Origin of the sequence: Methylibium petroleiphilum PM1 (assembly GCF_000015725.1) — a bacterium.
In the GTDB taxonomy this organism is placed as follows: Bacteria; Pseudomonadota; Gammaproteobacteria; order Burkholderiales; family Burkholderiaceae_C; genus Methylibium; species Methylibium petroleiphilum.
Genome location: NC_008825.1, coordinates 448138 through 471677, shown reverse-complemented (window position 1 = coordinate 471677; position 23540 = coordinate 448138). Strand labels below are relative to the sequence as shown.

19 protein-coding genes are annotated in these 23540 nt (G+C 70.2%); 10 read left to right on the top strand and 9 right to left on the bottom strand.

The window, feature by feature from the left end:
- Window positions 1-89: 89 nt before the first annotated feature.
- A complete protein-coding gene (locus tag MPE_RS02160) occupies window positions 90-707 on the bottom strand; it encodes a c-type cytochrome (RefSeq protein ID WP_011828032.1) in 618 nt (205 codons plus the stop codon).
- A 71-nt stretch (window positions 708-778) separates the two neighbouring features.
- On the opposite strand from MPE_RS02160, the gene yihA reads away from it, so the two are divergent.
- Entirely contained in the window at window positions 779-1480 is a 702-nt protein-coding gene (gene yihA / locus MPE_RS02155) for a ribosome biogenesis GTP-binding protein YihA/YsxC (protein WP_011828031.1), read from the top strand.
- Window positions 1481-1495: 15 nt separating this feature from the next.
- On the opposite strand, the gene MPE_RS02150 is transcribed toward yihA, so the two are convergent.
- The 5 genes from MPE_RS02150 to MPE_RS02130 all read right to left on the bottom strand — a co-directional run bounded on the left by MPE_RS02150 (window position 1496) and on the right by MPE_RS02130 (window position 9220).
- Window positions 1496-3844: a patatin-like phospholipase family protein gene (locus MPE_RS02150; RefSeq protein ID WP_148210872.1), complete on the bottom strand. Its 2349-nt coding sequence runs from the start codon at window positions 3842-3844 to the stop codon at window positions 1496-1498.
- A gap of 60 nt (window positions 3845-3904) precedes the next feature.
- The gene (locus MPE_RS02145; protein ID WP_011828029.1) at window positions 3905-6088 is read right to left on the bottom strand and encodes a DUF1631 family protein; all 2184 of its coding nucleotides are present in this window, start codon (window positions 6086-6088) and stop codon (window positions 3905-3907) included.
- 126 nt (window positions 6089-6214) lie between these two features.
- Window positions 6215-7861 carry a chaperonin GroEL gene (gene groL / locus MPE_RS02140; protein ID WP_011828028.1) on the bottom strand — a complete coding sequence of 549 codons (1647 nt, stop codon included), beginning with the start codon at window positions 7859-7861 and terminating at the stop codon, window positions 6215-6217.
- 123 nt (window positions 7862-7984) lie between these two features.
- Window positions 7985-8275 carry a co-chaperone GroES gene (locus tag MPE_RS02135; RefSeq protein ID WP_011828027.1) on the bottom strand — a complete coding sequence of 97 codons (291 nt, stop codon included), beginning with the start codon at window positions 8273-8275 and terminating at the stop codon, window positions 7985-7987.
- Between the two features lie 216 nt (window positions 8276-8491).
- Window positions 8492-9220: a P-loop NTPase family protein gene (locus MPE_RS02130; RefSeq protein ID WP_011828026.1), complete on the bottom strand. Its 729-nt coding sequence runs from the start codon at window positions 9218-9220 to the stop codon at window positions 8492-8494.
- A gap of 188 nt (window positions 9221-9408) precedes the next feature.
- Between MPE_RS02130 and MPE_RS02125 the strand changes: the two genes are divergently transcribed.
- On the top strand, window positions 9409-11214 hold the full coding sequence (locus MPE_RS02125; RefSeq protein WP_011828025.1) for a SulP family inorganic anion transporter: 1806 nt from the start codon (window positions 9409-9411) through the stop codon (window positions 11212-11214).
- Between the two features lie 15 nt (window positions 11215-11229).
- Here the strand turns inward: MPE_RS02125 and MPE_RS02120 are convergent, their stop codons facing one another.
- The 3 genes from MPE_RS02120 to MPE_RS02110 form a co-directional block, all read right to left on the bottom strand.
- Entirely contained in the window at window positions 11230-11715 is a 486-nt protein-coding gene (locus MPE_RS02120) for a glycine zipper 2TM domain-containing protein (protein WP_011828024.1), read from the bottom strand.
- A gap of 143 nt (window positions 11716-11858) precedes the next feature.
- Window positions 11859-12416, bottom strand: coding sequence for an HNH endonuclease (locus tag MPE_RS02115; protein ID WP_011828023.1), 558 nt, complete (start codon window positions 12414-12416; stop codon window positions 11859-11861).
- Window positions 12417-12557: 141 nt separating this feature from the next.
- On the bottom strand, window positions 12558-13550 hold the full coding sequence (locus MPE_RS02110; RefSeq protein ID WP_041929498.1) for a 2-dehydropantoate 2-reductase: 993 nt from the start codon (window positions 13548-13550) through the stop codon (window positions 12558-12560).
- A 75-nt stretch (window positions 13551-13625) separates the two neighbouring features.
- Between MPE_RS02110 and MPE_RS02105 the strand changes: the two genes are divergently transcribed.
- From MPE_RS02105 to MPE_RS02070, 8 genes are all read left to right on the top strand, one after another.
- The gene (locus MPE_RS02105; protein ID WP_011828022.1) at window positions 13626-15041 is read left to right on the top strand and encodes a S1C family serine protease; all 1416 of its coding nucleotides are present in this window, start codon (window positions 13626-13628) and stop codon (window positions 15039-15041) included.
- Window positions 15038-16021, top strand: coding sequence for an FHA domain-containing protein (locus tag MPE_RS02100; protein WP_011828021.1), 984 nt, complete (start codon window positions 15038-15040; stop codon window positions 16019-16021). Before MPE_RS02105 ends, MPE_RS02100 begins: the two co-directional genes overlap by 4 nt.
- A 142-nt stretch (window positions 16022-16163) precedes the next feature.
- Complete coding sequence (locus tag MPE_RS02095; protein ID WP_011828020.1) at window positions 16164-16844, top strand: TetR/AcrR family transcriptional regulator; 681 nt, start codon at window positions 16164-16166, stop codon at window positions 16842-16844.
- Between the two features lie 53 nt (window positions 16845-16897).
- Entirely contained in the window at window positions 16898-18688 is a 1791-nt protein-coding gene (locus tag MPE_RS02090) for an acyl-CoA dehydrogenase C-terminal domain-containing protein (RefSeq protein ID WP_011828019.1), read from the top strand.
- A 14-nt stretch (window positions 18689-18702) separates the two neighbouring features.
- A complete protein-coding gene (locus tag MPE_RS02085; protein WP_011828018.1) occupies window positions 18703-19146 on the top strand; it encodes a DUF2147 domain-containing protein in 444 nt (147 codons plus the stop codon).
- A 41-nt stretch (window positions 19147-19187) separates the two neighbouring features.
- Entirely contained in the window at window positions 19188-21584 is a 2397-nt protein-coding gene (locus MPE_RS02080; protein ID WP_011828017.1) for a 3-hydroxyacyl-CoA dehydrogenase/enoyl-CoA hydratase family protein, read from the top strand.
- A 134-nt stretch (window positions 21585-21718) separates the two neighbouring features.
- Window positions 21719-22918: an acetyl-CoA C-acyltransferase gene (locus MPE_RS02075; RefSeq protein ID WP_011828016.1), complete on the top strand. Its 1200-nt coding sequence runs from the start codon at window positions 21719-21721 to the stop codon at window positions 22916-22918.
- A 6-nt stretch (window positions 22919-22924) separates the two neighbouring features.
- Window positions 22925-23491 (top strand): DUF1569 domain-containing protein, encoded by a 567-nt coding sequence (locus MPE_RS02070; protein ID WP_011828015.1) that lies wholly within the window; start codon window positions 22925-22927, stop codon window positions 23489-23491.
- Window positions 23492-23540 lie beyond the last annotated feature (49 nt).

Below are 23540 nucleotides of genomic sequence, written 5' to 3'. Positions count from 1 at the left end.
CAACAGCCCGAAAGTTCAACCGGCGCGCCGCACAAACACGAAGGCCGGCGTCGAGCCGGCCTTCGGGAAAGCGCGCCGGCGCGTCCGGGTCAGCGCAGCCCGGCGATGTAGTCGGCGACGGCCTTGAGCTCCTTGTCGCTGAGCTTGGCCGCGATAACGCTCATCTGGGCGTTGTTGTTGCGTGCGCCGCCGCGGAAGGCCACCAGTTGCGCCTCGGTGTAGTCGGCGTGCTGGCCGCCGACGCGCGGGTACTGGGCCGGGATGCCCGCACCGGTCGGGCTGTGGCAGCCGGCACAGGCCGGCACCTGCTTGTCGGCGATGCCGCCGCGGTAGATCTGCTGGCCCAGCGTGACGGTGTCCTTGCTCTTGGCAAAGCCCGGCTTGGCCTGCTTGCTCGCGTAGAAGGCCGCCACGTTGCGCATGTCGTCCTCGCTCAGGGTCGAGGCGAAGCCCTTCATGATCGCGTTGTTGCGCTTGCCCGACTTGAACTCGGCCAGCTGCTTGGCGAGGTACTCGGGATGCTGGCCCGCCAGGATGGGGTTGGCGGGGCTGCCGCGCGAGCCGTCGGCGGTGTGGCAGGCGGCGCACACCGCAGTGGAGATCGCCTCGCCCTTCTTGAGGTCGGGCTTGGCAGGCGCCTTGGCCTCCTCCGCCAGAACCGGGGTCACGAGGGCGGCGGCCAACAGGAACGACAGGAGAGACTTCATGGGCGAGCAATGGAGGAGTGGGTGGCGAACGGGTCAGACCCGTCGGCTAACCAGCGATTTTACAATGCCGCATGAACTCGCCCACTCCGGCGGTCCCGGACCCCGCCAAAGTGGCGCTGGCCTGGACCCACACCGCCCGCTTTCTCACCACCGCCGCGCGGATGGAACACCTGCCGGTCAACGAGCTGCCGGAGATTGCCTTCGTGGGCCGCTCGAACGCCGGCAAGTCCACCGCGATCAACCTGCTGACGCAGCAGAAGCGCCTGGCCTTCGCCTCGAAGACGCCCGGCCGCACCCAGCACATCAACCTGTTCTCGCTCGGCCCGAAGGATGCGCCCGACGCGCTGTTCGCCGACCTGCCCGGCTACGGCTACGCGGCCGTCGCGCGCGGAGCAAAGCTGCGCTGGCAGCAGGTGATGGCGGAGTATCTGGAAACGCGGCGCAGCCTGTCGGGCGTGGTGCTGATGGTCGATTCCCGGCTGGGCTTCACCGAACTCGATCAACAGCTGCTGGCCTTCGTGGCGCCGCGCGTCGGCACCGGAGAGATCAAGCTGCTGGTGCTGCTGACCAAGGCCGACAAGCTCAACCGCCGCGAGGCCGATGCCGCGCTCGCTGCCGCGCAGGGGGTGCTTCGCCAGTTGGCGACCGACGACGCCGACCTGAGCCTCGCGCTGTTCTCGGCACTGAGCCGGCGCGGTGTCGGTGATGCCGCCCAGGTGCTGCACACCTGGGCGCACGGCGAGCCGGCGCCGGGATCGACGCCGGCTGGCTGAACCGGCCGCCGCCGCTCAGGGGCGGCCGAGCAGCAGGTAGACCGCGGTGTCGCCGCGCGGCGCGTAGGCCACGCCGACATAGAGCGGGCCCAGCCCGGTATCCGCACCGAGGAAAACGCTCGTGCCGGTGCGCAGGTCGCCGAGGCTCATCTGGCGGCGTTCGGCCCAGGCATTGCCAGCCTCCAACGACAAGCCGGCGAAGAAGCCACGGGTCAGTGCAGGCGGGGTCAGCCGGTAGTAGTAGCTGGCGCGACCGAACAGCAGGTAGTTGCCCTCGACCTGGCCCGGTTCGTAGCCCGAAAGATTCTGGAAGCCGCCGAGCGCATACAGGCCGCGCCCCAGCGGCGCCGAGCGGCCGGCGAACAGCGTGCTGCCGTAGAAGTTCAGCGTGTGCTTGGCGGCCCAGGTGGTGGCGACATTCACGTTGGCCTCGACGCGGCTGAAGTCGCGCTCGGCTTCACCGGCATCGCTGCCGCTGCGCACACGCCCTCCGGCCAGCTCGCCGACCAGCCGGTAGCCCTCCTGCGCGAAGAAGGCGTAGTCGAGCTGGTCGACGATGGCCCGCAGACGCAGGCCGATCTCGCGCCGCTCGGTGCCGCCGCCGGGCGCGGCGAAGTCGCGACTGACGATCAGCGTCTTGTCATCCCAGCGCTGCAGATAGGGTCCGAGTCGCAGCTCGCCGAACTCGCCCCAGGGCTGGCCGAGGTCGACGCCGAGGCGCAGGCTGCTGCGGCGGAAGCGACCGCTCTCGGGCCCTTCGGCACCAGCGTAGGTGACGACCTCGCGGCGGTCGGCGCTGGCTGTCGGGGCGATGAACCAATCGTGGCCCAGCGAGGTGTTCCAGCCCAGCGGGCGGTACCACTCGGTGGACCAGCCCGGCCGCGAGCCGATCTCGACCACGTTGCGCCACTCGCTGCCGACCTCGTCGAGCCAGCGCCAGACGTGGGCGATCTTGACGTTGAAGCTGCTGCGCCCGCTGAAGTCGGTGGACAGACCGAGCCCGAAGCGGAAGTAGTTCGGCCCCCAGGACTTCTCCTCGAGGTTGAACACCACGCCGTCGTCGCCGCTGCCGGTGCGCAGCAACTGATAGTCGACGCGGGTGTAGTCGCCGCTGGCCGCGAGGCGGCGCGCGTCCCGCTCGGCGGCATCGGCGGCGAAGGGCTTGCCGGGACGGGTCTCGAGCTGCTCGGCGAAGCGTTCCGGCCGCGTGACCTCGCTGCCGTCGAACTTCACGAACTCCAATACGGGCTGAGGAAGACCGGGCCGCGCCCGCGCCTGCGCCCAGCTCTGGTAGCTGGCCTGATCGACGCCATAGGCCTCGAGCTGCAGCACCATTTGGGCCGTCTGCAGCTCGCCCAGCTCGATGAGCTCCATGGCCTTCGCGAAGTCGGCCGAGCTCAGCAGGCCGAGCTGCGGCGCGATCAGCAGATCGCGCGGGCCCAGCGTCGCCAGGCTGCGCTGAACGTTCTGCTCAGTCAGGATGTTGATCATCTGCGTGGTCACGCCGATCAGCGAGCCCAGCGTGTCGCGCGCACCCAGCGGCGTGCCGATGTTGACGGCGATCACGACATCGGCGCCCATCGCACGCGCCACGTCGACCGGCAGGTTGTTCACCAGCCCGCCGTCACCGAGGATGCGCCCCTCGATCTCGGTCGGTGCGAACACGCCGGGCACGCTCATGCTCGATCGCATCGCAAGCGCCAGATCGCCCTCCTTCAGCACCAGCGGCTGACCGTTCTCCATGTCGGTGGCGACGGCACGAAAGGGCGTGGGCAGGCGGTCGAAATCGCGCACCGCACGCACCGGCAGCGTGTACCGGCGCAGCAGCGACTCCAGCCCGCGGCTCGACAGCGTGCCGATCGGCACGCGCAGCTCGCCGTCGCGCAGGCCGATCTCGAGCGCCGAGGCGATCTCGAAGTCCGTCTCCTTGCGCCGCTGCGACAGCTCGCGGCGCGCGACGCGGGTCGCGAACAGCTGGTCCCAGTCGACCTTGAGCAGCTCGCGCTCCAGCGACTCGGCGCTCATGCCGCTCGCATACAAGCCGCCGATGATCGCGCCCATCGAGGTGCCTGCGATCACATCGATCGGGATGCGCTCGCGCTCCAGCACCTTCAGCACGCCGACGTGCGCGAGACCGCGCGCTCCCCCACCCGACAGCACGAGGCCGATGCGCGGCCGCCCCGCGGGTTGCAAGGATCGAGGCTCGGGTGCCGCGGCACGGGCCGCGGCCGGGGCGGAGGCGGCAGACGCGGCGGCCGGCAGTGGCGACGGTGACATGCCGCCCGCCTCGGCCATTGCCGCCGCTGCGACGATCGCAACGATCAAGCCTCCCCGGAGCGACGACAGGACGCGGATGCGGTACATGCCGGGATTGTGCGGGGCTCTCGCACGATCCCCGCGACGGTGGCGCGATGACGCCGCGCCTCAGCCCAACGTGGTGTCGCGGCCGCGCGGCGGCGCCATCAGGGCGTCGACGGCGCGCTCGATGAGGTTGCGCTGCTCCAGTGGCCCGGCCAGGCCGCCGTCGGCCAGGCGCTCGAGCGCACGCCGCGTGAGGCCGTGCGTGAGTCCGAGTTCGGCGTCGCTGAACAGCCAGTGCTCGCGCGACTCGTCGACCCACAACACGCGCGCCACGGTCCAGTCGCCGCGGGCGACCAACCGGCACCAGGTACCGACCGCCAGGTGCTGCAGCCAGCCGCGCGCGCCCGCCACCGGCGCCTCGGGCATCAGCGCCGCCGGCACGGTGTCGAGCGTCGCGATGTCGAACATCGAGTCGCCGGCCGGCGTGCGCGGCGCTGGCTCGTCCGGCAGTTCTTCCTCGCGCATCCGGCGCACGATTTCCTCTGGCGTGAGGGACACCGCCGCACTCCCGATCGGCCGCAACAGGTCGGTGTGGCATGCCATCAGGGTGGCCAGCACGGCATCGCGTTGCGAGGGAGGTGTGGCGATGCGCGCCATGCCCTGCTGCAGTCGCTGCACCAGGCCCGGCACCGCGGCCACCAGGCGGCGACGGTCGTCCTCGCTGCGCAGCGGCGCAAGGCTGGCGAGCAGATCCGGCACCACGGCCAGCAGACCGCGCGTCGTGTCGGCCTGCTCGCCGTCGTTGATCAGGGCATGCGCCAGCACCTCGGGCCACGGCCCGGTGAGGAAGTGCTGCAGCGTCTCGTCCAGCACCACCGCCGCGGCCGGGCGGGCCGGCGTACTGCCCTCGATGCGCCACGGCGAGGTCGCGTCCTGCAGTTCGAGTCGCACCTGCCGGCGCAGCGCCTCGACCATCGTGACGCGCCGCGCGGCCGCCTGCAGCTTGGCGATCGGCGCAGCGGCCTCACGCCGCTCGGCGTCGAGCTCGCCGACCAGCAGCGAATCGAGCGCGGTCAGCGCCTGCGCGTGCACCGCGATCGCCGGCGTGGCCGCCTGCAGGCGCGTGAACAGCACCTCGACGTCGAGCAGCAACGCGCACAGCCGGGGATCATCGTCGTCCTGGAAGCCGGCCGTGTGCGACGCGAGCCGAATCATCATCTGCCAGATCGGGTGCGAGTGATCCTCCAGCACCCGGGGCTCGCGCAGCGCCACGCGCAGCAACGGTGCCTGCAAGCTGGCCAGCGTGGAACGCACCGGCAGCGGCAGCAGCGCGTCGTCGAGCACGGCGCCGCTCAGGTGGGCCACCAGCAGCATGATCTCGCGGTCGTCGTCGTGGCGGCCGGCCGCCTCGAGGAAGGGCAGCCGGGCCATCAGGCGGTCGGCGCCCTGGATCCCCAGCGGTCGCCGCGCCAGCACATGCACCAGATTGCGGTCGAGCTGCTGCAGCGAATCGGCCTCGTCCATCGGACCGGCGCGCGTGGCACCGTCGATGTTCGCGTAGCGCGTGCTGAGGCGGCTGCGCAGGCTGTCGAGTGCGCCGGGACGCGTCAGGTCGTAGCCGGAATTCGGCGGCGCGACCCGCCGTGCCGCCGGCGTGGAGCTGGCCTTCCAGGCCGCCTGGCCGACCCCCCAGTCGGCCAGGCGCCGGCCGGCGTCGATCGCGACCTGCTTCAGCGCCTGTGCCAGCGGCTCGCCGCTGGCGCGCATCAGTGCCTTGCGGGCCGGTGCGCCGAGGCCCAGCACCTCGCTGGCGTCCCACACCGCCCGCACCAGCAGCTCGGGCCGCAGCAGGTTGGAGGTCGCGCGCACCGCGTCCTGGCCGCGCAGCGTCGCTGTGCGCGACTGCAGCTCGTGCAGCTCGTGCTCGGCGGCGTGGTCGACCAGCTGCACCGCGCGCAGCAGCTCGATGTTCTCTTCGGCCTCGGCTTCGTCGACCAGCGTCAGCGCTTCGGCCGACCAGGCCGGACGCGGCGACAGCGTCGCGCCCGCGTCGGGCGCGCCGGCCTCGATCTCGCTGCGCCAGCGCGAACCCAGCAACTCACCGACGCGACGCGCCCACAGCGGATGGTTGTGACGCAGGGCCAGCTCGGCGTCGTCGCGCGGGCGCGCCGGCAGTTCGCGCAGCGCGCTGCGGGTGGTCGGTGCGTGCAGCGCCTGCAGGGCCTCGTTCGCGACCCGGCTCATCCAGCGCGGCACCTCCGCGAGACAGCTGTCGAGGTAGCGCTGCAGCAGCGGCGAGACATCCATGCGCCCGATTATCCCGGGAGCGTTCGCCGAACGCGCATGAAAAAGGGCCGCATTTCTGCGGCCCTTGCTGACGCGGTTCTGGGCAGAGCCCAGGCGGCCGGCCTCCCGTGGGAGGCCGGCGGGACATCACATGTCCATGCCCATGCCACCCATGCCGCCCATGCCACCCGGCATGCCGCCGGCCGGCGCGTCGTCCTTGGGCGACTCGGCGACCATGGCTTCCGTCGTCAGCATCAGCGCGGCCACCGAGGCGGCGTTCTGCAGCGCGGTGCGGGTCACCTTGGTCGGGTCCAGGATGCCCATCTCGATCATGTCGCCGTAGGTGCCGTTGGCGGCGTTGTAGCCGTAGTTGCCCTTGCCGGCGAGCACGGCGTTCACCACCACGCTGGCTTCGTCACCGGCGTTGGTGACGATGATGCGCAGCGGCTCCTCGATCGCACGCAGGATCAGCTTGATGCCGGCGTCCTGGTCGGCGTTGTCGCCCTTGATCGCACCGGCGGCCTGCTTGGCGCGCAGCAGCGCCACGCCACCGCCGGCCACGATGCCTTCTTCCACCGCGGCACGCGTGGCGTGCAGGGCGTCTTCGACACGGGCCTTCTTTTCCTTCATCTCGACTTCGGTGGCGGCACCGACCTTGATGACGGCCACGCCGCCGGCGAGCTTGGCCACGCGCTCCTGGAGCTTCTCGCGGTCGTAGTCGCTGGTGGCTTCCTCGATCTGCACGCGCACCTGCTTGACGCGGGCTTCGATGTCGCCCGCGGCGCCGGCGCCGTCGATGATCGTGGTGTTTTCCTTGCCCACCTCGACGCGCTTGGCCTGGCCCAGGTCGGCCAGCGTGACCTTCTCGAGCGTCAGGCCGACTTCCTCGGCGATGACCTTGCCGCCGGTCAGGATCGCGATGTCCTCGAGCATCGCCTTGCGACGGTCACCGAAGCCCGGCGCCTTGACGGCCACGACCTTCAGGATGCCGCGGATGGTGTTGACCACCAGCGTCGCGAGCGCTTCGCCTTCGACTTCCTCGGCGATGATCAGCAGCGGACGGCCCGACTTGGCCACCTGCTCCAGCGTCGGCAGCAGGTCACGGATGTTGCTGATCTTCTTGTCGTAGAGCAGCACGAACGGGTTGTCGAGCACCGCGCTCTGCTTTTCCGGGTTGTTGATGAAGTAGGGCGACAGGTAGCCGCGGTCGAACTGCATGCCTTCGACCACGTCGAGCTCGTTGTTCAGGCTCTTGCCGTCTTCGACGGTGATGACGCCTTCCTTGCCGACCTTGTCCATCGCCGACGCGATGATCTGGCCGACGTCGTCGTCCGAATTCGCCGAGATGGTGCCGACCTGGGCGATTTCCTTGCTGGTGGTGGTCGGCTTCGACTGCTTCTTCAGCTGCTCGACCAAGCTCACGACGGCCTTGTCGATGCCGCGCTTCAGGTCCATCGGGTTCATGCCCGCGGCCACGTACTTCATGCCTTCGCGCACGATCGCCTGGGCCAGCACGGTGGCGGTGGTGGTGCCGTCACCGGCGTTGTCCGAGGTCTTGGAAGCGACTTCCTTGACCATCTGGGCGCCCATGTTCTGGAGCTTGTCCTTCAGCTCGATTTCCTTGGCCACGGACACACCGTCCTTGGTCACGGTCGGGGCGCCGAACGAACGCTCGAGCACCACGTTGCGGCCCTTCGGGCCCAGCGTCACCTTGACCGCGTTGGCCAGGATGTTCACGCCTTCGACCATGCGCGCGCGGGCTTCACCTCCGAAAACGACGTCTTTAGCTGCCATTTGTATTCTCCGAAATCTGATTTGCCGGCTCGCGCCGGGGAATTCTTCTGTCTACGGCCGACCCTTGGGGCCTTGACTTCGCTGCGCGAAGTCAGCCTGCGACGAAAGCAAATCGCACGCGATTTACTTTTCAACCACGGCGAAGAGGTCTTCCTCGCGCATCACCAGCAGTTCGTCACCGTCGACCTTGACGGTCTGGCCGCTGTACTTGCCGAACAGCACGCGATCGCCGACCTTGCAGTTCAGGGCGATGAAGTCGCCCTTGTCGTTGCGCTTGCCCGGACCCACGGCCAGCACTTCACCCTGGTCGGGCTTCTCGGCGGCGTTGTCGGGGATCACGATGCCCGAAGCGGTCTTGGTTTCCTGTTCGAGGCGCTTGACGATCACGCGATCGTGCAAAGGACGAAGTTTCATCGCATCTCCTTGATGGGTATCGAATATCTACGGACTTGTTTCGCGCAGTTAGCGCAAGCTCACAATTGCGCAGCCAGAGACGATGATGCCGTCTCCGGCTTGTTAGCACTCAGTCTGCGCGAGTGCTAGCGACAGATTATAGGGGTCGCTCACGGCGTTTCAATAGCGCCGCGCCCGGAGCGTGACGAAGGCCCGACTTGCGGCGGGCCGCCGCGGTCAGACCCCCGCCGTCTCGATCTCGCTGAAGGCGTGGTTCAGCCAGAGCTTGAGACGCTGGCGCTCCATCAGACCCAGGCTCGGGCCTTCGCTGCCGGGCGAGTTGCGCGCGGCCCAGAAGCTGCTGTTGCTGGCGTCGATCTTCTGCACCACCGAGTCGTGCAGGCGCTTGAGCGTGATCACACGAGCGCCCAGTGCCAGCGCGCGATCCTGTTCGCCCGACTTCTCGAGCTGGCTGAAGTCGTCGCCGCGGAGCTGGTTGCGCACCAGCACGTAGCGCAGGCGCCGGCCGAAGCGGTCGAGCAGGCGCTTGAGCAGATCGACCGAGTCCTTGCCGGAGTCCATCACGTGCCAGTAGTGGATGGCGACACCGGACATGTCGGCCAGGTCCAGCACGCCCGACTCATCCATCCACTTCACCAGAGGATCATGGGTCTGCGCTGCCAGGTCGACCAGCACACGGCGGCCCGGGGCCTCGATGGCCGCCTCGACGATCGCATCCAGCGCCTCGTAGCGATCGGCCAGCACCGGCGAGGCGTAGCCTGCATAGAAGCGCATCAGCGAGCCGTGCGAACGGTCGGTATCGAAGCCGGTGAACGGGACCTCGTGGTCGATGAGGTACTGCGCCAGCAGACGCGACACGAGCGATTTGCCGACACCGCCCTTCTCGCCGCCGATCATGTGGATCCTCGACGTGGTCGCGGTCTCGAGCGTGGGAATCTGCGTCATGCTGCTCAGCTCTCCATGGCGAAAGGCGGAACGTCGGCCGGCGGGATGCCAGGTCGAATTCGTCGCCCGGTGCGGGACATTGTGCAACGCAGCGAGTTGGGCCACACGGTGGGCCGCGCGATATCGCATCGCGTTCTGCTCCGCGACACGGCCCCTCGGCGGGGCCGGAACGGCTTCTATCATTCGGCATGTCCTCACCCGCTGCGCCGGCTGCCGGCCCGCCCTGGCTACAACGCTGCTTCGGTCCGTGGGTCAGGCTCGTGTCGCGCGAGACGCTGCGCGCCGACCTGCTGGCCGGCCTGCTGGGCGCCGTGCTGGTACTGCCTCAGGGCATCGCCTTCGCCTCGCTCGCCGGCCTGCCGCCGCAGTACGGCCTGGCCACCGCCATCCTGCCGTGCATCGTCGCGGCGCTGTTCGGCTCCAGCCTTCACGTGATGTCGGGGCCGACGAACGCGAACTCGCTGGCGCTGGCGGCCATGCTCACGCCGCTCGCCTGGGTGCGCAGCCCCGACTACATCGAGCTCGCGCTGACCGTCACGCTGCTGGTCGGCGTGATGCAGACCCTGATCGGCGCGCTGCGCCTGGGCAGCATCGCCAACTTCATCTCGCCGGCGGCCTTGCTCGGCTTCACCGCCGGCGCCTCGGTGCTGATTGCGCTGCATGCCCTGCCCGACCTGCTGGGCATGAGTTCCGGCACCGGGTTGAGGCCGATGCTCGAGGCCCTCTGGCAGCGGCCGCTCGAGGTGGTGCACCTCGGTTCGCTGGTCGTCGGCGTGGTGGCCCTCGCGGTCACGCTCGCCGTGCGGCACTGGCAGCGGCGCTGGCCCGCGCTTCTGCTGGGGCTGGCGGCCGGCACGCTGGTCGCGGTGCTGCTGAACGCCGGCCATGAGGACGGCACGTTCTGGCACGTCGAGCAGATCGGTGAGGTGCCGCTGCCCTGGCCCCGCTGGCACTGGCCCGACATCGACATCTCGCGGCTGCGCGACCTGGTCAGCATCGCCTTCGCCCTGACGCTGGTGGCGCTCGCCCAGTCGATCTCGATCGCCAAGGCCGTGGCCGCCCGCTCGGGCCAGCGCATCGACGCCAACCGCGAGTTCCTCGGCCAGGGCCTGTCCAACGTGGTGGGAGGCCTGACCTCCGCCTATGTCTCCTGCGGATCGCTGAACCGTTCGATCCCCAACCTCGAGGCCGGTGCGCGCACGCCACTGGCTTCGGTGTTCTCGGCCGGGCTGCTGCTGTTGCTGGTGCTGGTGAGCGCCCCGCTGCTGGCGCTGATCCCGAACGCGGCGATCGCCGCGGTGCTGCTGCCGGTCGCCTGGAACCTGCTCGACCTGCCCGGCTGGCGGCGCCTGATGCGGCTAGAACGCAGCGACTTCGCGATCGCTGCGGCCACCGCGGTGGCCACCGTGAGCCTCAGGCTCGAGATCGCGATACTGCTCGGCAGCATCCTGTCGCTGAGCAGCTACCTGCAACGCACGGCGCGGCCGGCCATGCGCACGATGGGGTTCGATTCCGTGGCGCCGGACCGCCCCTTCGTCGTGCTCGACGGCCAGACCGAGGCGCTGCCGGAGTGCCCGCAGCTCAAGCTGCTGCGCATGGAGGGGGCGGTCTACTTCGGCGCCGCCCAGCACGTGTCGGACACCCTGCACCACCTGCGCGCGGCGCCCGCCGCGCCGCGCCACCTGCTGGTCATGAGCAAGAGCATGAACTTCATCGACCCGGCCGGGGCCCAGGTCTGGGACGAGGAGCTGCGCGCCCGCCGGGCCGACGGCGGCGACCTCTATTTCCACCGCCCGCGCCCGCCGGTGCTGGAGCTGTGGGAACGCTCGGGCTTCCTCGACGCGCTCGGTCGGGACCATGTGTTTTCCGACAAGCACAGTGCAATCGCACGGATCGTGCCGCGCCTCGACCCGGCGATCTGCGTCGGCTGCAAGGTCAGGATCTTCGGCGAGTGCGCCCGCCAGCCCGGCGCGCCGCCGGCGCCGGAGATCTGAACCGCCGCGGCCCGATCAGCTGCGCGGTTGCGGTGCCGGCGGCGGCTGCACCGACTGCGCGCGCGCGACGCGCGTGGTGCCGCCGGTCGAGATCAGCACCACCTGGTCGCCGGGCTGGAAGCTTTCCTTGCCCTGCGCCTGGACGATGGCACGCCGCTCGCCATTGCGCAGCTGCACCATGATCTCCAGCGCCTGCTCGCGCGTCGCGAGCCGCTCGGTGGCATTGCCGACCACCGCGCCCGCCACCGCGCCCAGAACGCCCACCACCACGGCTTCACGGCGGCCGCCGACCGAACTGCCGGCCACGCCACCCGCCACGCCGCCGGCCACACCGCCGATGCCCGACTGGCTGCCGTCGACCGTGACCTCGCGCACGTTGACGACGACCGCGTCCTGCACGGTCGACAGCCGCTGCGCGTCGCCGCGCTGGACCACATCGGGACTGGTGGTGGAGCAGGCGGCCAGGGCCAGCACGACGCCGGCGATCAACAGGTTCTTCATGTGAGCTTCCTTCACGCACTGGGCGATCACGGCACAACGAGGCCGCCCTCGGGGGCGTTGACGCCACGGAGCGGTTGGAGTCGAGGCGCGCGTCCGCGGTTCAGCCGCGCGCGGCGCCCGGGCGGAATTATTTCACCCCGACCTCAACCATGCAGGCGGCTGGAGCGCGGCACGCTGGCCAGCAGGAACTCCATCTGGTCGACCAGGATGCGGCGGCCGCGCAGGATCATGTCCTCGTGCAGGCTCGGCACGTAGGGGAGGTAGAGCAGGCTCATGCGCGCCTCTTCCGGCGTGCGGTTGGCCTTGTGACCGTTGCAGCTGCGGCAGGCGGTGATGCAGTTCATCCAGCTGTCGAGCCCGCCGCGCGAGGTGGGCTGGATGTGCTCGCGGGTCAGGTCGTCGGCATGGAACTGGCCTCCGCAGTAGGCGCAGATGTAGCGGTCGCGCACGAACAGCTTGGGGTTCGACAGCGCCGGCGTCTGCCGCCAGGCGCGGCTGGGCACGCTGCCGCGCACGGCGATGATGGAGTGCACCTCGATGCGCGACTGCAGGCCGGTGCGGCGCTGGATGCCGCCACGCAGCACCACGCAGGCGTCGCCCAGCGTCCACGCGACGCCATCGCTGGCGTAGAGAACCGCCGCCTCGCGGGCGGTGATCCAAGCCTGAGGTCGGCCCGACACGTCGAGCTGCAGCACGTCCATGCACAAACTCCTTGACACGGAGCATAGAGCACGGCGGCCCGCCGCCTCAAGCGGAGCAACGCTAGCGGCAGCGGGCCGGGGGTCGATCTGCGGGGTCGGCGCGACACCGCGCGCCGCGCGCGCCGGCGTGTCATGCGCGAGTCATCGACCGGTCGCCGCCGGCAGCAGACCGCGCGTGCCGGCCATCAGCCGGGTGAGCCCGAGCAGCGCGTCGATGTTGGGCGTGGGCAGGCCGAGCTTCGCGCCGATCTCGTGGACGGCGGTGACCAGCGCGTCGAGCTCGATCGGGCGGCCGGCCTCCACATCCTGCAGCATCGAGGTCTTGAAGGCCCCGAGCTTGCGGCCCACCGCCTGGCGTTCCTCGCCGCTTTGCGCGATCGGGCAGTCGATGCGCGCGCCGATGGCCGACGCCTCGGCCATCGCGCGCAGGCAGAAGGCATTGACCAGCGGATCGTCGAAGATCCGGTCCGCCGTCGCGCCGGTCAGTGCCGACACCGGATTGGTCGTCATGTTGCCCCACAGCTTGAACCAGATCGCCTGGCGGATGTCCGGCGTGGCCTCGACCTCCAGGCCGCCGTCGCGCAGGGCCTGCACCACCGCGGCGACGCGCGCGCTGGCGCCGCCGGCCGGCTCGCCGACGATCAGCCGCTCGCCGAAACCGTGGCGCACGAGACCCGGTTCGGGCTGGCTGCAGGTGAGGTGCACCACGCCGCCGAGCACGCGCGCCAGCGGCAGCGCGGCAGCGATGCGGCCCTCGGGATCGACGCTCGCCAGCCGCGGATCGATGCGGCCGGCCGGCAGCGTCTGCAGGAACCACCAGGGCACGCCGTTCATCGCGGTGAGCACCGGCGTGTCGGGGCCCAGCAGTGGCGCCAGACCTTCGGCCACGGCCGCCAGCGCCGGCGACTTGACCGCCACGATCACCAGGTCCTGCGGGCCGAGCGCCGCCGCATCGTCGGCACTGTCGATCGGGTGCGCGGTGACCCGCCCGCCCTCGTCCAGCCGCAGGCCGTGTTCACGCACCGCCGCGAGCGCGGCACCACGCGCCAGCGCACTGACCCGATGGCCGCCGCGCACCAGCCGCGCGGCAAGGAAACCGCCGACCGCCCCCAGGCCCACCACGGCAATCCGCATCGATCGTCCTCCTTGCGCTCACGCGCCCTGAACCCGGGCCATGGTAAGCCGCAGCCACCTGCCAGAATCGGCGCCATGACGCGACCCCGAGCCTGGCGGCAGCGTGCACTCGGGCTGCTGTTCGCGCTGGCGAGCGGCGCCATCGGTGCGCAGACCGCCGCCCCCGCCTCCGCTCCCTCCTCCGCCCCGCTGCCCGGGATCGGCGCGCCATCGGTCGCCACCGCGCCGCTGCCCGTGTCGCCGTCCGCGCAGCGGCTCTACGAGCGCGCGCGCGGCCAGCTGCTGCAGGTGCGCACGCTGCTGAAGGGGCAGGACAGCCAGGCCTCGGTCGGCTCGGGTTTCTTCGTCAGCGACGACGGCCTGATCGTCACCAACTACCACGTCGTCAGCCAGGTGGCGCTGCAGCCCGATCGCTACCGGCTCACCTACACCCGCGTCGACGGCCGCGAGGGCGCGCTGCAGCTGCTGGGCTTCGACGCGATCCACGACCTGGCGCTCGTGAAGGCGCTGCCGCCGAACGGCCCGTCTCGCAAGAGCGGCGTCAGCGTGGTCGACGCAGCGGGCGAGCCGCTCGCCTTCCGCGCCGCGAACGACGCACTGGCCCAGGGCGAACGCATCTACTCGCTCGGCAACCCGCTCGACGTCGGCTTCGCGGTGCTGGAAGGCAACTACAACGGGCTCGTCGAGCGCAGCTTCTACCCCAGCATCTTCTTCGGCGGCGCGCTCAACTCCGGCATGAGCGGCGGGCCCGCGCTCGACGAGGCCGGCCGCGTGGTCGGCGTCAACGTCGCCACACGGCGCGACGGCCAACAGGTGAGCTTCCTGGTGCCGGCGCCGTTCGCGCAGGCCCTGGTGGAGCGGGCCCGCGGCGCGGCGCCGATCACCGCGCCGGTCTATCCGCAGCTCACCGCGCAGCTGCTCGCGCACCAGGAGGCCGTGGTGCAACGCTTCGTCCAGCAGCCCTGGCGCAGCGCCGGCCACCCGCACTACCTGATCCCCGTGCCACAGGAAGACTTCATGCGCTGCTGGGGCCGCAGCACGCCGGCGGACACCAAGGGCCTGGAGTTCGAGCGCTCCGACTGCGAGATGGACACGCAGATCTTCGTCAGCGGCAGCCTGCTCACCGGCTCGCTGGGCGCGCGCCACGAGGCCTACGACGGCCGCAAGCTCGGCTGGCTGCGCTTCACCGAGCGCTACAGCGCGAGCTTCCGCAACGAGAGCTTCGGGCGCCGCAACCCGAAGGAATTCACCGCGCCGCAGTGCAGCGAGCGCTTCGTCGACCGCGACGGCCTGCCGCTGCGCGCAGTGCTGTGCCTGTCGGCCTACAAGCGCCTCGCCGGACTCTACGACGTCAGCGTGCTGGTCGCCACACTCGACCAGGCCCGCGTCGGCGCGCAGGGCCGCCTCGACGCCCGCGGCGTCAGTTTCGACAACGCGATGAAACTGGCCTCGCACTACCTGCAGGGCTACGGCGTGAAGGCGGCGCCATGAGCCGTCTCGGCCTGATCGAGCTGCTCGACCGCGACGGCGCCGTGGCGCACCGCGTGCCGGTGCTGCGGTGGCCGGTCTCGATCGGCCGCGCGCTGGACTGCGACGTGGTGCTCGACGATCCGCATGCCGCGCCGCGCCACGCGCTGCTGGACGCCCCGGACGGCGTGCCCCGACTGCAGGTCGGCGACAGCGTGAACGGCGTGCGCCTGGGCGGCCGCACGCTGCGGGCCGGCGAGACCGGCACGCTCGTCGGTGGCAGCGAATGGCAGATCGGCCGCACGCGCCTGCGCGTGCGCCTGGCCGGTGAGACCCTGGCGCCCGAGCTGCCGTGGGCCGCTGCGCCGCCGGTCCATGCGCGCCGCCTCGTGATCGGGCTGGTGCTGCTGCTGGCCTGGGTGCTGGCCGAGCACTGGCTGCAGACCGATCCCGGCGACCCGTTCAGCAGCTACCTGCCGGTGCTGGTCGGCACGCCGGTGATGCTGGGCGTGTGGTGCTTCCTGTGGGCGCTGGGCTCCAAGCTCTTCACGCGCCACTTCGATTACCTGGCGCACCTGCAGCTCGCGCTGGGTGTGCTGCTGGTGTCACTGCTGCTCGATGCATTGCTGCCGCTGGCGGCCTTCGCACTGTCCTGGGAAGGTCTGGCTCGATGCGGCGAACTGATCACGCTGGCCCTTGGCTGCGGCCTGGTGTGGGGCCACCTGAGCCTGATCCTGCCGACGCGCCGCCAGATGCTGGCGGTGGGCTTCGCCACGATGTTCGTCGTCGGCGCCGGCCTGAAGCTGGCGCTGAACCACCAGCGCAGCGACCGCTGGTTCGCGCCGCTCTACCTGAGCATGCTGGGCCCGCCGGCCCTGCGGCTGGCGCCCACGGTCGATCCCCGGCGCTTCATCGAAGAAGCCGGCGCCCTGCGCGCGCCGCTCGAGCAGCGCGCCAAGGACACCGAAGCGCCGTCCTGGCTGACGCCGTTCGACGAGGACTGAACGCTCGGCGTCTGGCTTCGCCCCCAGGAAAACCCCAGGGTGCGTTAGGCGCACGGCCCTACAGAAGGGCCTCATCCCCTCACACCGAGGGCAGGGTTTTCTGCAAAATAGAACGATCGTTCGATTTTCATCGGAGACCCGCTTGGCCGACCCGACGCTCGACCCCGACACCCCCGCGAGCCGCACCGTCCGCGCCCAGCCGCGCGGCCAGCACAAGGGCCAGCAGACCCGCGCGACGATCCTCGAGGCGGCGCTCGGCCTGTCTTCGCAGATCGGCCTGGAGGGCTTGTCCATCGGCGCGCTGGCCGAAGTCACGCACATGAGCAAATCGGGCGTGTTCGCCCATTTCGGCTCGCGCGAGGAACTGCAGATCTCGGTGATCCGCGAGTACCACACGCGGTTCGAGGAGGAGATCTTCGTGCCCTCGATGGACGAGCCGCGCGGCCTGCCACGGCTGCGCAGCCTGTTCCAGCGCTGGGTCAAGCGGGTGTCGGTCGAGGTCGACTCCGGCTGCATCTACATCAGCGGTGCGGTCGAGTTCGACGACCGGCCCGGCCCGGTGCGCGACGCCCTGGTGGCCATGGTGCGCACCTGGCACCAGGCCCTGCAGCGCGCGATCCGCCTCGCGATCGACGCGGGCCACCTGCGACCCGACACCGACCCCGCGCAACTGCTGTTCGAGATCCACGGGCTGATCCTCGCGCTGCACCACGATGCGCGCTTCATGCGCAACCCGGGCGCCGTCGAGCGTGCCGGTCGCGGCTTCGAACGCATCCTCGCCGACCACCTGACCGCGACCGCGCCGCCGATGCCGGCCCGCTGAGGGCCTTCGGGTCTCGTCCCTCCTCTTCGTTCTATCCCTCTCCGGAGCAACCGATGGCCACCTACACCCCCCCGATCCGCGACATGCAGTTCGTGATGCACGAACTGCTGGGCGTGACCGATGCACTGAAGGCCATGCCGCCGCACGCCGAGATCGACGCCGACACGCTCAACGCCGTGCTCGAGGAAGGCGGCAAGTTCGCCGCCGAGGTGACCTTCCCGCTCAACGCCAGCGGCGACGAGCAGGGCTGCACGCTCGACAAGACCACCCACGAGGTCACCGCCCCGAAGGGATTCAAGGCCGCCTATGCGCAATACGTCGAGGGCGGCTGGCCGGCGCTGAGCTGCGACCCGGCCTACGGCGGCCAGGGCCTGCCGATCGTGCTGAATCAGTGCCTGTACGAGATGCTCAACAGTGCCAACCAGGCCTGGACCATGTACCCCGGCCTGACGCACGGCGCCTACGAGGCGCTGCACACGCACGGCACCGACGAGCAGAAGCGCACCTACCTGCCCAAGCTGACCAGCGGCCACTGGACCGGCACGATGTGCCTGACCGAGCCGCACTGCGGCACCGACCTCGGCCTGCTGCGCAGCAAGGCCGAGCCGCAGGCCGACGGCAGCTACAGGATCACCGGCAGCAAGATCTTCATCAGTTCCGGCGAGCACGACCTGGCCGAGAACATCGTCCACCTGGTGCTCGCCCGCCTGCCCGACGCGCCGCAGGGCAGCAAGGGCATCTCGCTGTTCGTGGTGCCGAAATTCCTGGTGCAACCCGACGGCTCGCTCGGCGCGCGCAACCCGATCTGGTGCACCGGCCTCGAGCACAAGATGGGCATCCACGGCAACGCGACCGCGCAGATCAGCCTGGACGGCGCCGTGGGCACGCTGGTCGGCGAGCCGCACAAGGGCCTGGCCGCGATGTTCGTGATGATGAACGCGGCCCGTCTCGGCGTGGGCATGCAGTCGCTGGGCCTCACCGAGGTGGCCTACCAGAACGCGGTGGCCTACGCGAAGGACCGCATCCAGATGCGCAGCCTGTCGGGCCCCAAGGCGCCCGACAAGCCGGCCGACCCGATCATCGTGCACCCCGACGTGCGCAAGATGCTGCTGACGGCACGCGCCTATGCCGAGGGCGGCCGCGCGCTGTCGCTGTACTGCGCGCTGCTGATCGACCGCGAGCTTTCGCACCCCGACGAGGCGGTTCGCCGGGACGCGGCCGACCAGGTGGCACTGCTGACGCCCATCGTCAAGGCCTTCCTGACCGACAACGCCTGGCTCGCCACCTCGCATTGCCTGCAGGTCTACGGTGGTCACGGCTACATCCGGGAATGGGGCATGGAACAGTACGTGCGCGATGCCCGCATCAACATGATCTACGAGGGCACCAATACCATCCAGTCGCTCGACCTGCTGGGCCGCAAGGTGCTGGCCGACAACGGCGCGAAGCTGAAGAAGTTCGGCCAGCTGATCGTCGACTTCGTCGAGGAGGAAGGCGTGGTCGAGGCGATGCAGGAGTTCGTGAACCCCCTCGCCGACCTGGGCGACAAGGTCACCAAGCTGACCAGCGAACTCGGCATGAAGGCCTTCGGCAACGCCGACGAGGTGGGTGGCGCCGCAGTCGACTACCTGCGCGTCGTCGGCCATCTGGTGTTCGCCTACTTCTTCGCGCGCTCGGCCAAGGTCGCGCTGGAGAAGCAGGGCACCGGTGACCCGTTCTACACCGCCAAGCTCGCCACCGCGCGCTTCTATTTCGCCAAGCTGCTGCCCGAGACCGCGAGCCTGATCCGCACCGCCCGCAGCGGCGTCCAGCCGCTGCTCGCGATGGACGAGGCGCTGTTCTGAAACACGAGGAGACGATGATGAAACACGTGATCACCGCCTGTCTGCTGTCGCTTGCCGCCCTGGCCGTCCAGGCCCAGGCCACGCCGGCCGGCCTGTGGAAGACCGTCGACGACGACACCGGCAAGGAGAAGTCGCTGGTGCGCATCTCCGAGGCCGGCGGCGTGTACACCGGCAAGGTCGAGAAGCTGCTCGACCCGGCCCGCCAGGACGCCAGGTGCGACAAGTGCAGCGACGAGCGCAAGGACCAGCCGGTGCTGGGCATGACGATCCTCCGCAACATCAAGCAGAACGCCGGCGACGCGGCGCTGTGGGACGGCGGCGAGATCCTCGACCCGAACAACGGCAAGACCTACAAGCTGCGCGTGAAGCCGGTCGACGGCGGACAGAAGCTCGAGGTGCGCGGCTACATCGGCGCACCGCTGCTCGGCCGCACGCAGACCTGGACGCGCGTCGAGTGACGCTGGCGCACGCCCCGAATGAATCCCTGGAGAACACCGAAATGAGTCGATTCCAAGTCCGCAAGGTCGCCGTGCTCGGCGCCGGCGTGATGGGCGCGCAGATCGCGGCCCACCTCGTCAACGTGAAGGTGCCGGTCGTGCTGTTCGACCTGCCGGCCAAGGAAGGGCCGAAGAACGGCATCGTCCTGAAGGCCATCGAGAACCTGAAGAAGCTCAAGCCGGCGCCGCTCGGCGTGCCCGAGGACGCCGCGCTGATCGGCGCCGCCAACTACGAGGAGCACCTGGCGCTGCTCGGCGAGTGCGACCTGGTGATTGAGGCGATCGCCGAGCGCATGGACTGGAAGCTCGACCTGTACACGAAGATCGCGCCCCACGTGGCGCCGCGCACGATCCTGGCGTCCAACACGTCGGGCCTGTCGATCACCCGGCTGTCGGCGGCGCTGCCCGAATCCATCAAGCCGCGCTTCTGCGGGATCCATTTCTTCAACCCGCCGCGCTACATGGCGCTGGTGGAACTGATCGACACGCCGACCACCGACGATCGCGTGCTCGACGAGCTGGAGAGCTTCGTCACCACCTTCCTCGGCAAGAGCGTGGTACGCGCGAAGGACACGCCGAACTTCATCGCCAACCGCGTGGGCATCGCCGGCATGCTGGCGACGATCAAGGAGGCCGAGACCTTCGGCCTCAGCGTCGACGTGGTGGACGACCTCACCGGCAAGAAGCTCGGCCGCGCCAGCAGCGGCACCTTCCGCACCGCCGACGTGGTGGGCCTGGACACCATGGCGCACGTCATCAAGACGCTGCAGGACAACCTGGCCGATGACCCGTTCTACCCGAGCTACGCGACGCCGCCGGTGCTGTCGGCACTGATCGCCAAGGGCGCGCTGGGCCAGAAGGTCGGCGCCGGCTTCTACAAGAAGGTCGGCAAGGACATCCTGCGGCTCGACCCTGCCAAGCAGGATTACGTGCCCGGCGGAGGCAAGGCCGACGAGATCGTCGCCCGCATGCTGAAGAAGCCGCCGGCCGAGCGCCTGAAGCTGCTGCGCGAGAGCAGCAACCCGCAGGCGCAGTTTCTGTGGGCGATCCTGCGCGACGCCTTCCACTACGCGGCGGTGCATCTGGAGGACATCGCCGACAACGCGCGCGACGTCGACTTCGCGATGCGCTGGGGCTTCGGCATGCAGCAGGGCCCGTTCGAGCTGTGGCAGGCCGCCGGCTGGCTGCAGGTGGCGGGCTGGGTCAGGGACGACATCGACGCCGGCAAGGCGCTGGCGAAGGCGCCGCTGCCGGCCTGGGTGTTCGACGGCCCGGTCGCCGAGCGCGGCGGCGTGCACACGCCCGAGGGCTCGTGGTCGCCGTCGCGCCAGGCCTTCGTGCCGCGCAGCGAGCTGCCGGCCTACCAGCGCCAGCCCTTCCCCGAGAGCGTGCTGGGCAGCGGTGCGGTCGATGCGCTGAAGAGCGGCACCGAGCTGTACCGCAACGACGAGATCCGCGTCTGGACGCTCGACGGCGAGGTGCTCATTGCATCGATCACTGCCAAGCTGCACCTGATCAGCCCGACGGTGACCGAAGGGCTGCTGAAGGCGGTCGAGATCGCCGAGGAGACGTTCCAGGGCCTGGTGATCTGGTCGCCCGACGACGTGTTCTCGGCCGGCGCCAACCTCGAGGCGCTGATGCCGGTGTTCATGAAGAGCGGCGCCAAGGGCATCGCGCCGGAGGAAAAGAAGCTGCAGGACGCGATGCTGCGCATCCGCTACGCCGGCGTGCCGGTGGTCGCCGCGGTGCGCGGCCTGGCGCTGGGCGGCGGCTGCGAGCTGGCCCTCCACAGCGCGCGGCGCGTGGCGGCGATGGAGAGCTACATCGGCCTGGTGGAAGTGGGCGTGGGCCTGATCCCCGGCGCCGGCGGGCTGACCTACATCGCGCGGCGCGCGGCCGAGATGGCGAACGCCGGCAATGCCAACGCCGACCTCCTGAAGTTCGTGACCGACGGCTTCACCAGCGCTGCGATGGCCAAGGTGGGCACCAGCGCGATCGAGAGCCGCAAGCTCGGCTACCTGGTCGACGGCGACGTCATCGTGCCGCACAAGGACGAGCTGCTCTACGTGGCGACCCAGCAAGCCAAGGCGCTGTTCGCGTCGGGCTACCGCGCGCCGGTGAAGCGGCTGTTCCCGGTGGCCGGCCGCAGCGGCATCGCCACCATCAAGGGCCAGCTCGCCAACATGCGCGACGGCGGCTTCATCAGCTCCCACGACTTCCACATCAGCGCGCTGATCGCCGACGTGGTGTGCGGCGGCGAGGTCGACGCCGGATCGCTGGTCACCGAGGAGTACCTGATGGCGCTGGAGCGCAGGCACTTCTGCTCGCTGCTGGAGCACCCCAAGTCCCAGGAACGGATCATGGGCATGCTGCAGACCGGCAAGCCGGTCCGGAACTGATCCTCGACGAGACGCGCATGACCCGCGAGCCGGCACCAACGGACTCCCTCTCCCGCTTGCGGGATAGGGGGCAGGACATCACCCCGACTCTCTTCCGCCCGCGGGAGAGCGAGTGAACATCAAGGAGTCTTCAAATGGCTAAGCAAGTTCAAGACGCCTACATCGTCGCCGCCACCCGCACCCCGATCGGCAAGTCCGGGCGGGGCTACTTCCGCAACACGCGGCCCGACGATCTGCTGGTCGCGGCGGTGCAGAGTGCGCTGCGGCAGGTGCCCACGCTCGACCCGAAGGCGATCGAGGACGCCATCGTCGGCTGCTCCTTCCCCGAGGGCGAGCAGGGCATGAACATCGCGCGCGCCGCGATGCTGCTGGCCGGCCTGCCGCAGTCGGTGGGCGGCGTCACGGTCAACCGCTTCTGCGCCTCGGGCCTGACCGCGCTGCAGATGGCCGCCGACCGCATCCGCATCGGCGAGGCCGACGTGATGATCGCCGGCGGCGCCGAGTCGATGAGCCTGGTGCCGATGGGCGGCAACAAGCCCTCGTTCAACCCCGCCGTGTTCGAGAAGGACGAGAACGTGGGCATCGCCTACGGCATGGGCCTCACCGCCGAGAAGGTCGCGGCGCAGTGGAAGGTGAGCCGCGAGGCGCAGGACGCCTTCGCGCTGCAGTCGCACCAGCGGGCGCTCGCGGCCCAGGCGGCCGGCGAGTTCACCGACGAGATGACGCCCATCGACGTGGTCGACCGCTTTCCGAATCTGGCCACCGGCGAGGTCGGCAGCAAGACCCGTACGGTCACCCTCGACGAAGGCCCGCGCCCCGACACCTCGCTGGAAGGCCTGGCCCGGCTGCGCCCGGTGTTCGCCGCCAAGGGGTCGGTGACCGCGGGCAACAGCTCGCAGACCAGCGACGGCGCCGGCGCGCTGATCCTCGCCAGCGAGAAGGCGGTGCGGCAGTTCGACCTGAAGCCGCTGGCCCGCTTCGTCAGCTATGCGATCCGCGGCGTGCCGCCCGAGATCATGGGCATCGGTCCGATCGAGGCGATCCCGCTGGCGTTGAAGCACGCCGGGCTGAAGCTCGACGACCTGGGCTGGATCGAGCTGAACGAGGCCTTCGCGGCCCAGGCGCTGGCGGTCATCGGAAGCGTCGGGCTCGACCCGGCCAAGGTCAACCCGATGGGCGGCGCCATCGCCCTCGGCCACCCGCTGGGCGCCACCGGCGCCATCCGCTCGGCCACCGTCGTGCACGCGCTGCAACGCCACAACCTGAAGTACGGCATGGTGACGATGTGCGTCGGCATGGGCCAGGGGGCGGCGGGCATCCTTGAACGCGTCTGACGCGCGGTGAACGCGATTCCCCTGACCTCGGGCGTCCTGCCACGCCGGCGCGTCCTGGTGGCCGGCCTCGCAAGCCTCGCGACCGGCGGGTTGGCCGGCTGCGCGCCCGGCCGCATCGAGCGCTTCGCGACCTGGGCCGAAGCACGCAACGCGGTCTTCGCGCTGGCGCAGCCGGGTTCACGCTGGCGCAGCAACGGCCACTGGTCGCTGAGCCAGGCCCTGCAGCACCTCGCGCAGAGCGTCGAGGGCTCGCTGGCCGGCTATCCACGCCTGAAGCCGGCCTGGTTCACGCACACCGTCGGCGCCGCGGCGCATGCGGTGTTCGAAGCGCGCGGCCGGATGACGCACCCGCTCGACGAGCCCCTCCCCGGTGCTGCGCCGCTCGATGCGGCGTTGCCGCCCGACGCCGCGGCGCTCCGCCTGTTGCGCGCGATGGATGCGTTCGAGGCGCACGATGGCACGCTGGCGCCGCACTTCGCCTACGGTGTGCTCGACAAGCCGGCCTACGCCCGCGCCCACCAGATGCACCTGGCCGCACACTGGCAGCAGTTCGAGGAAACCCGGCTCGCCTGAGGCGCCGCACCGGATCGACACCCCTCGCCCTCGCACAACCCCTCGGAGC

Coding starts and splice junctions, on each gene's coding strand:
- MPE_RS02160 (WP_011828032.1), bottom strand. CDS start 707: ATGAAGTCTCTCCTGTCGTTCCTGTTGGCCGCCGCCCTCGTGACCCCG.
- yihA (WP_011828031.1), top strand. CDS start 779: ATGAACTCGCCCACTCCGGCGGTCCCGGACCCCGCCAAAGTGGCGCTG.
- MPE_RS02150 (WP_148210872.1), bottom strand. CDS start 3,844: ATGTACCGCATCCGCGTCCTGTCGTCGCTCCGGGGAGGCTTGATCGTT.
- MPE_RS02145 (WP_011828029.1), bottom strand. CDS start 6,088: ATGGATGTCTCGCCGCTGCTGCAGCGCTACCTCGACAGCTGTCTCGCG.
- groL (WP_011828028.1), bottom strand. CDS start 7,861: ATGGCAGCTAAAGACGTCGTTTTCGGAGGTGAAGCCCGCGCGCGCATG.
- MPE_RS02135 (WP_011828027.1), bottom strand. CDS start 8,275: ATGAAACTTCGTCCTTTGCACGATCGCGTGATCGTCAAGCGCCTCGAA.
- MPE_RS02130 (WP_011828026.1), bottom strand. CDS start 9,220: ATGACGCAGATTCCCACGCTCGAGACCGCGACCACGTCGAGGATCCAC.
- MPE_RS02125 (WP_011828025.1), top strand. CDS start 9,409: ATGTCCTCACCCGCTGCGCCGGCTGCCGGCCCGCCCTGGCTACAACGC.
- MPE_RS02120 (WP_011828024.1), bottom strand. CDS start 11,715: ATGAAGAACCTGTTGATCGCCGGCGTCGTGCTGGCCCTGGCCGCCTGC.
- MPE_RS02115 (WP_011828023.1), bottom strand. CDS start 12,416: ATGGACGTGCTGCAGCTCGACGTGTCGGGCCGACCTCAGGCTTGGATC.
- MPE_RS02110 (WP_041929498.1), bottom strand. CDS start 13,550: ATGCGGATTGCCGTGGTGGGCCTGGGGGCGGTCGGCGGTTTCCTTGCC.
- MPE_RS02105 (WP_011828022.1), top strand. CDS start 13,626: ATGACGCGACCCCGAGCCTGGCGGCAGCGTGCACTCGGGCTGCTGTTC.
- MPE_RS02100 (WP_011828021.1), top strand. CDS start 15,038: ATGAGCCGTCTCGGCCTGATCGAGCTGCTCGACCGCGACGGCGCCGTG.
- MPE_RS02090 (WP_011828019.1), top strand. CDS start 16,898: ATGGCCACCTACACCCCCCCGATCCGCGACATGCAGTTCGTGATGCAC.
- MPE_RS02085 (WP_011828018.1), top strand. CDS start 18,703: ATGATGAAACACGTGATCACCGCCTGTCTGCTGTCGCTTGCCGCCCTG.
- MPE_RS02080 (WP_011828017.1), top strand. CDS start 19,188: ATGAGTCGATTCCAAGTCCGCAAGGTCGCCGTGCTCGGCGCCGGCGTG.
- MPE_RS02075 (WP_011828016.1), top strand. CDS start 21,719: ATGGCTAAGCAAGTTCAAGACGCCTACATCGTCGCCGCCACCCGCACC.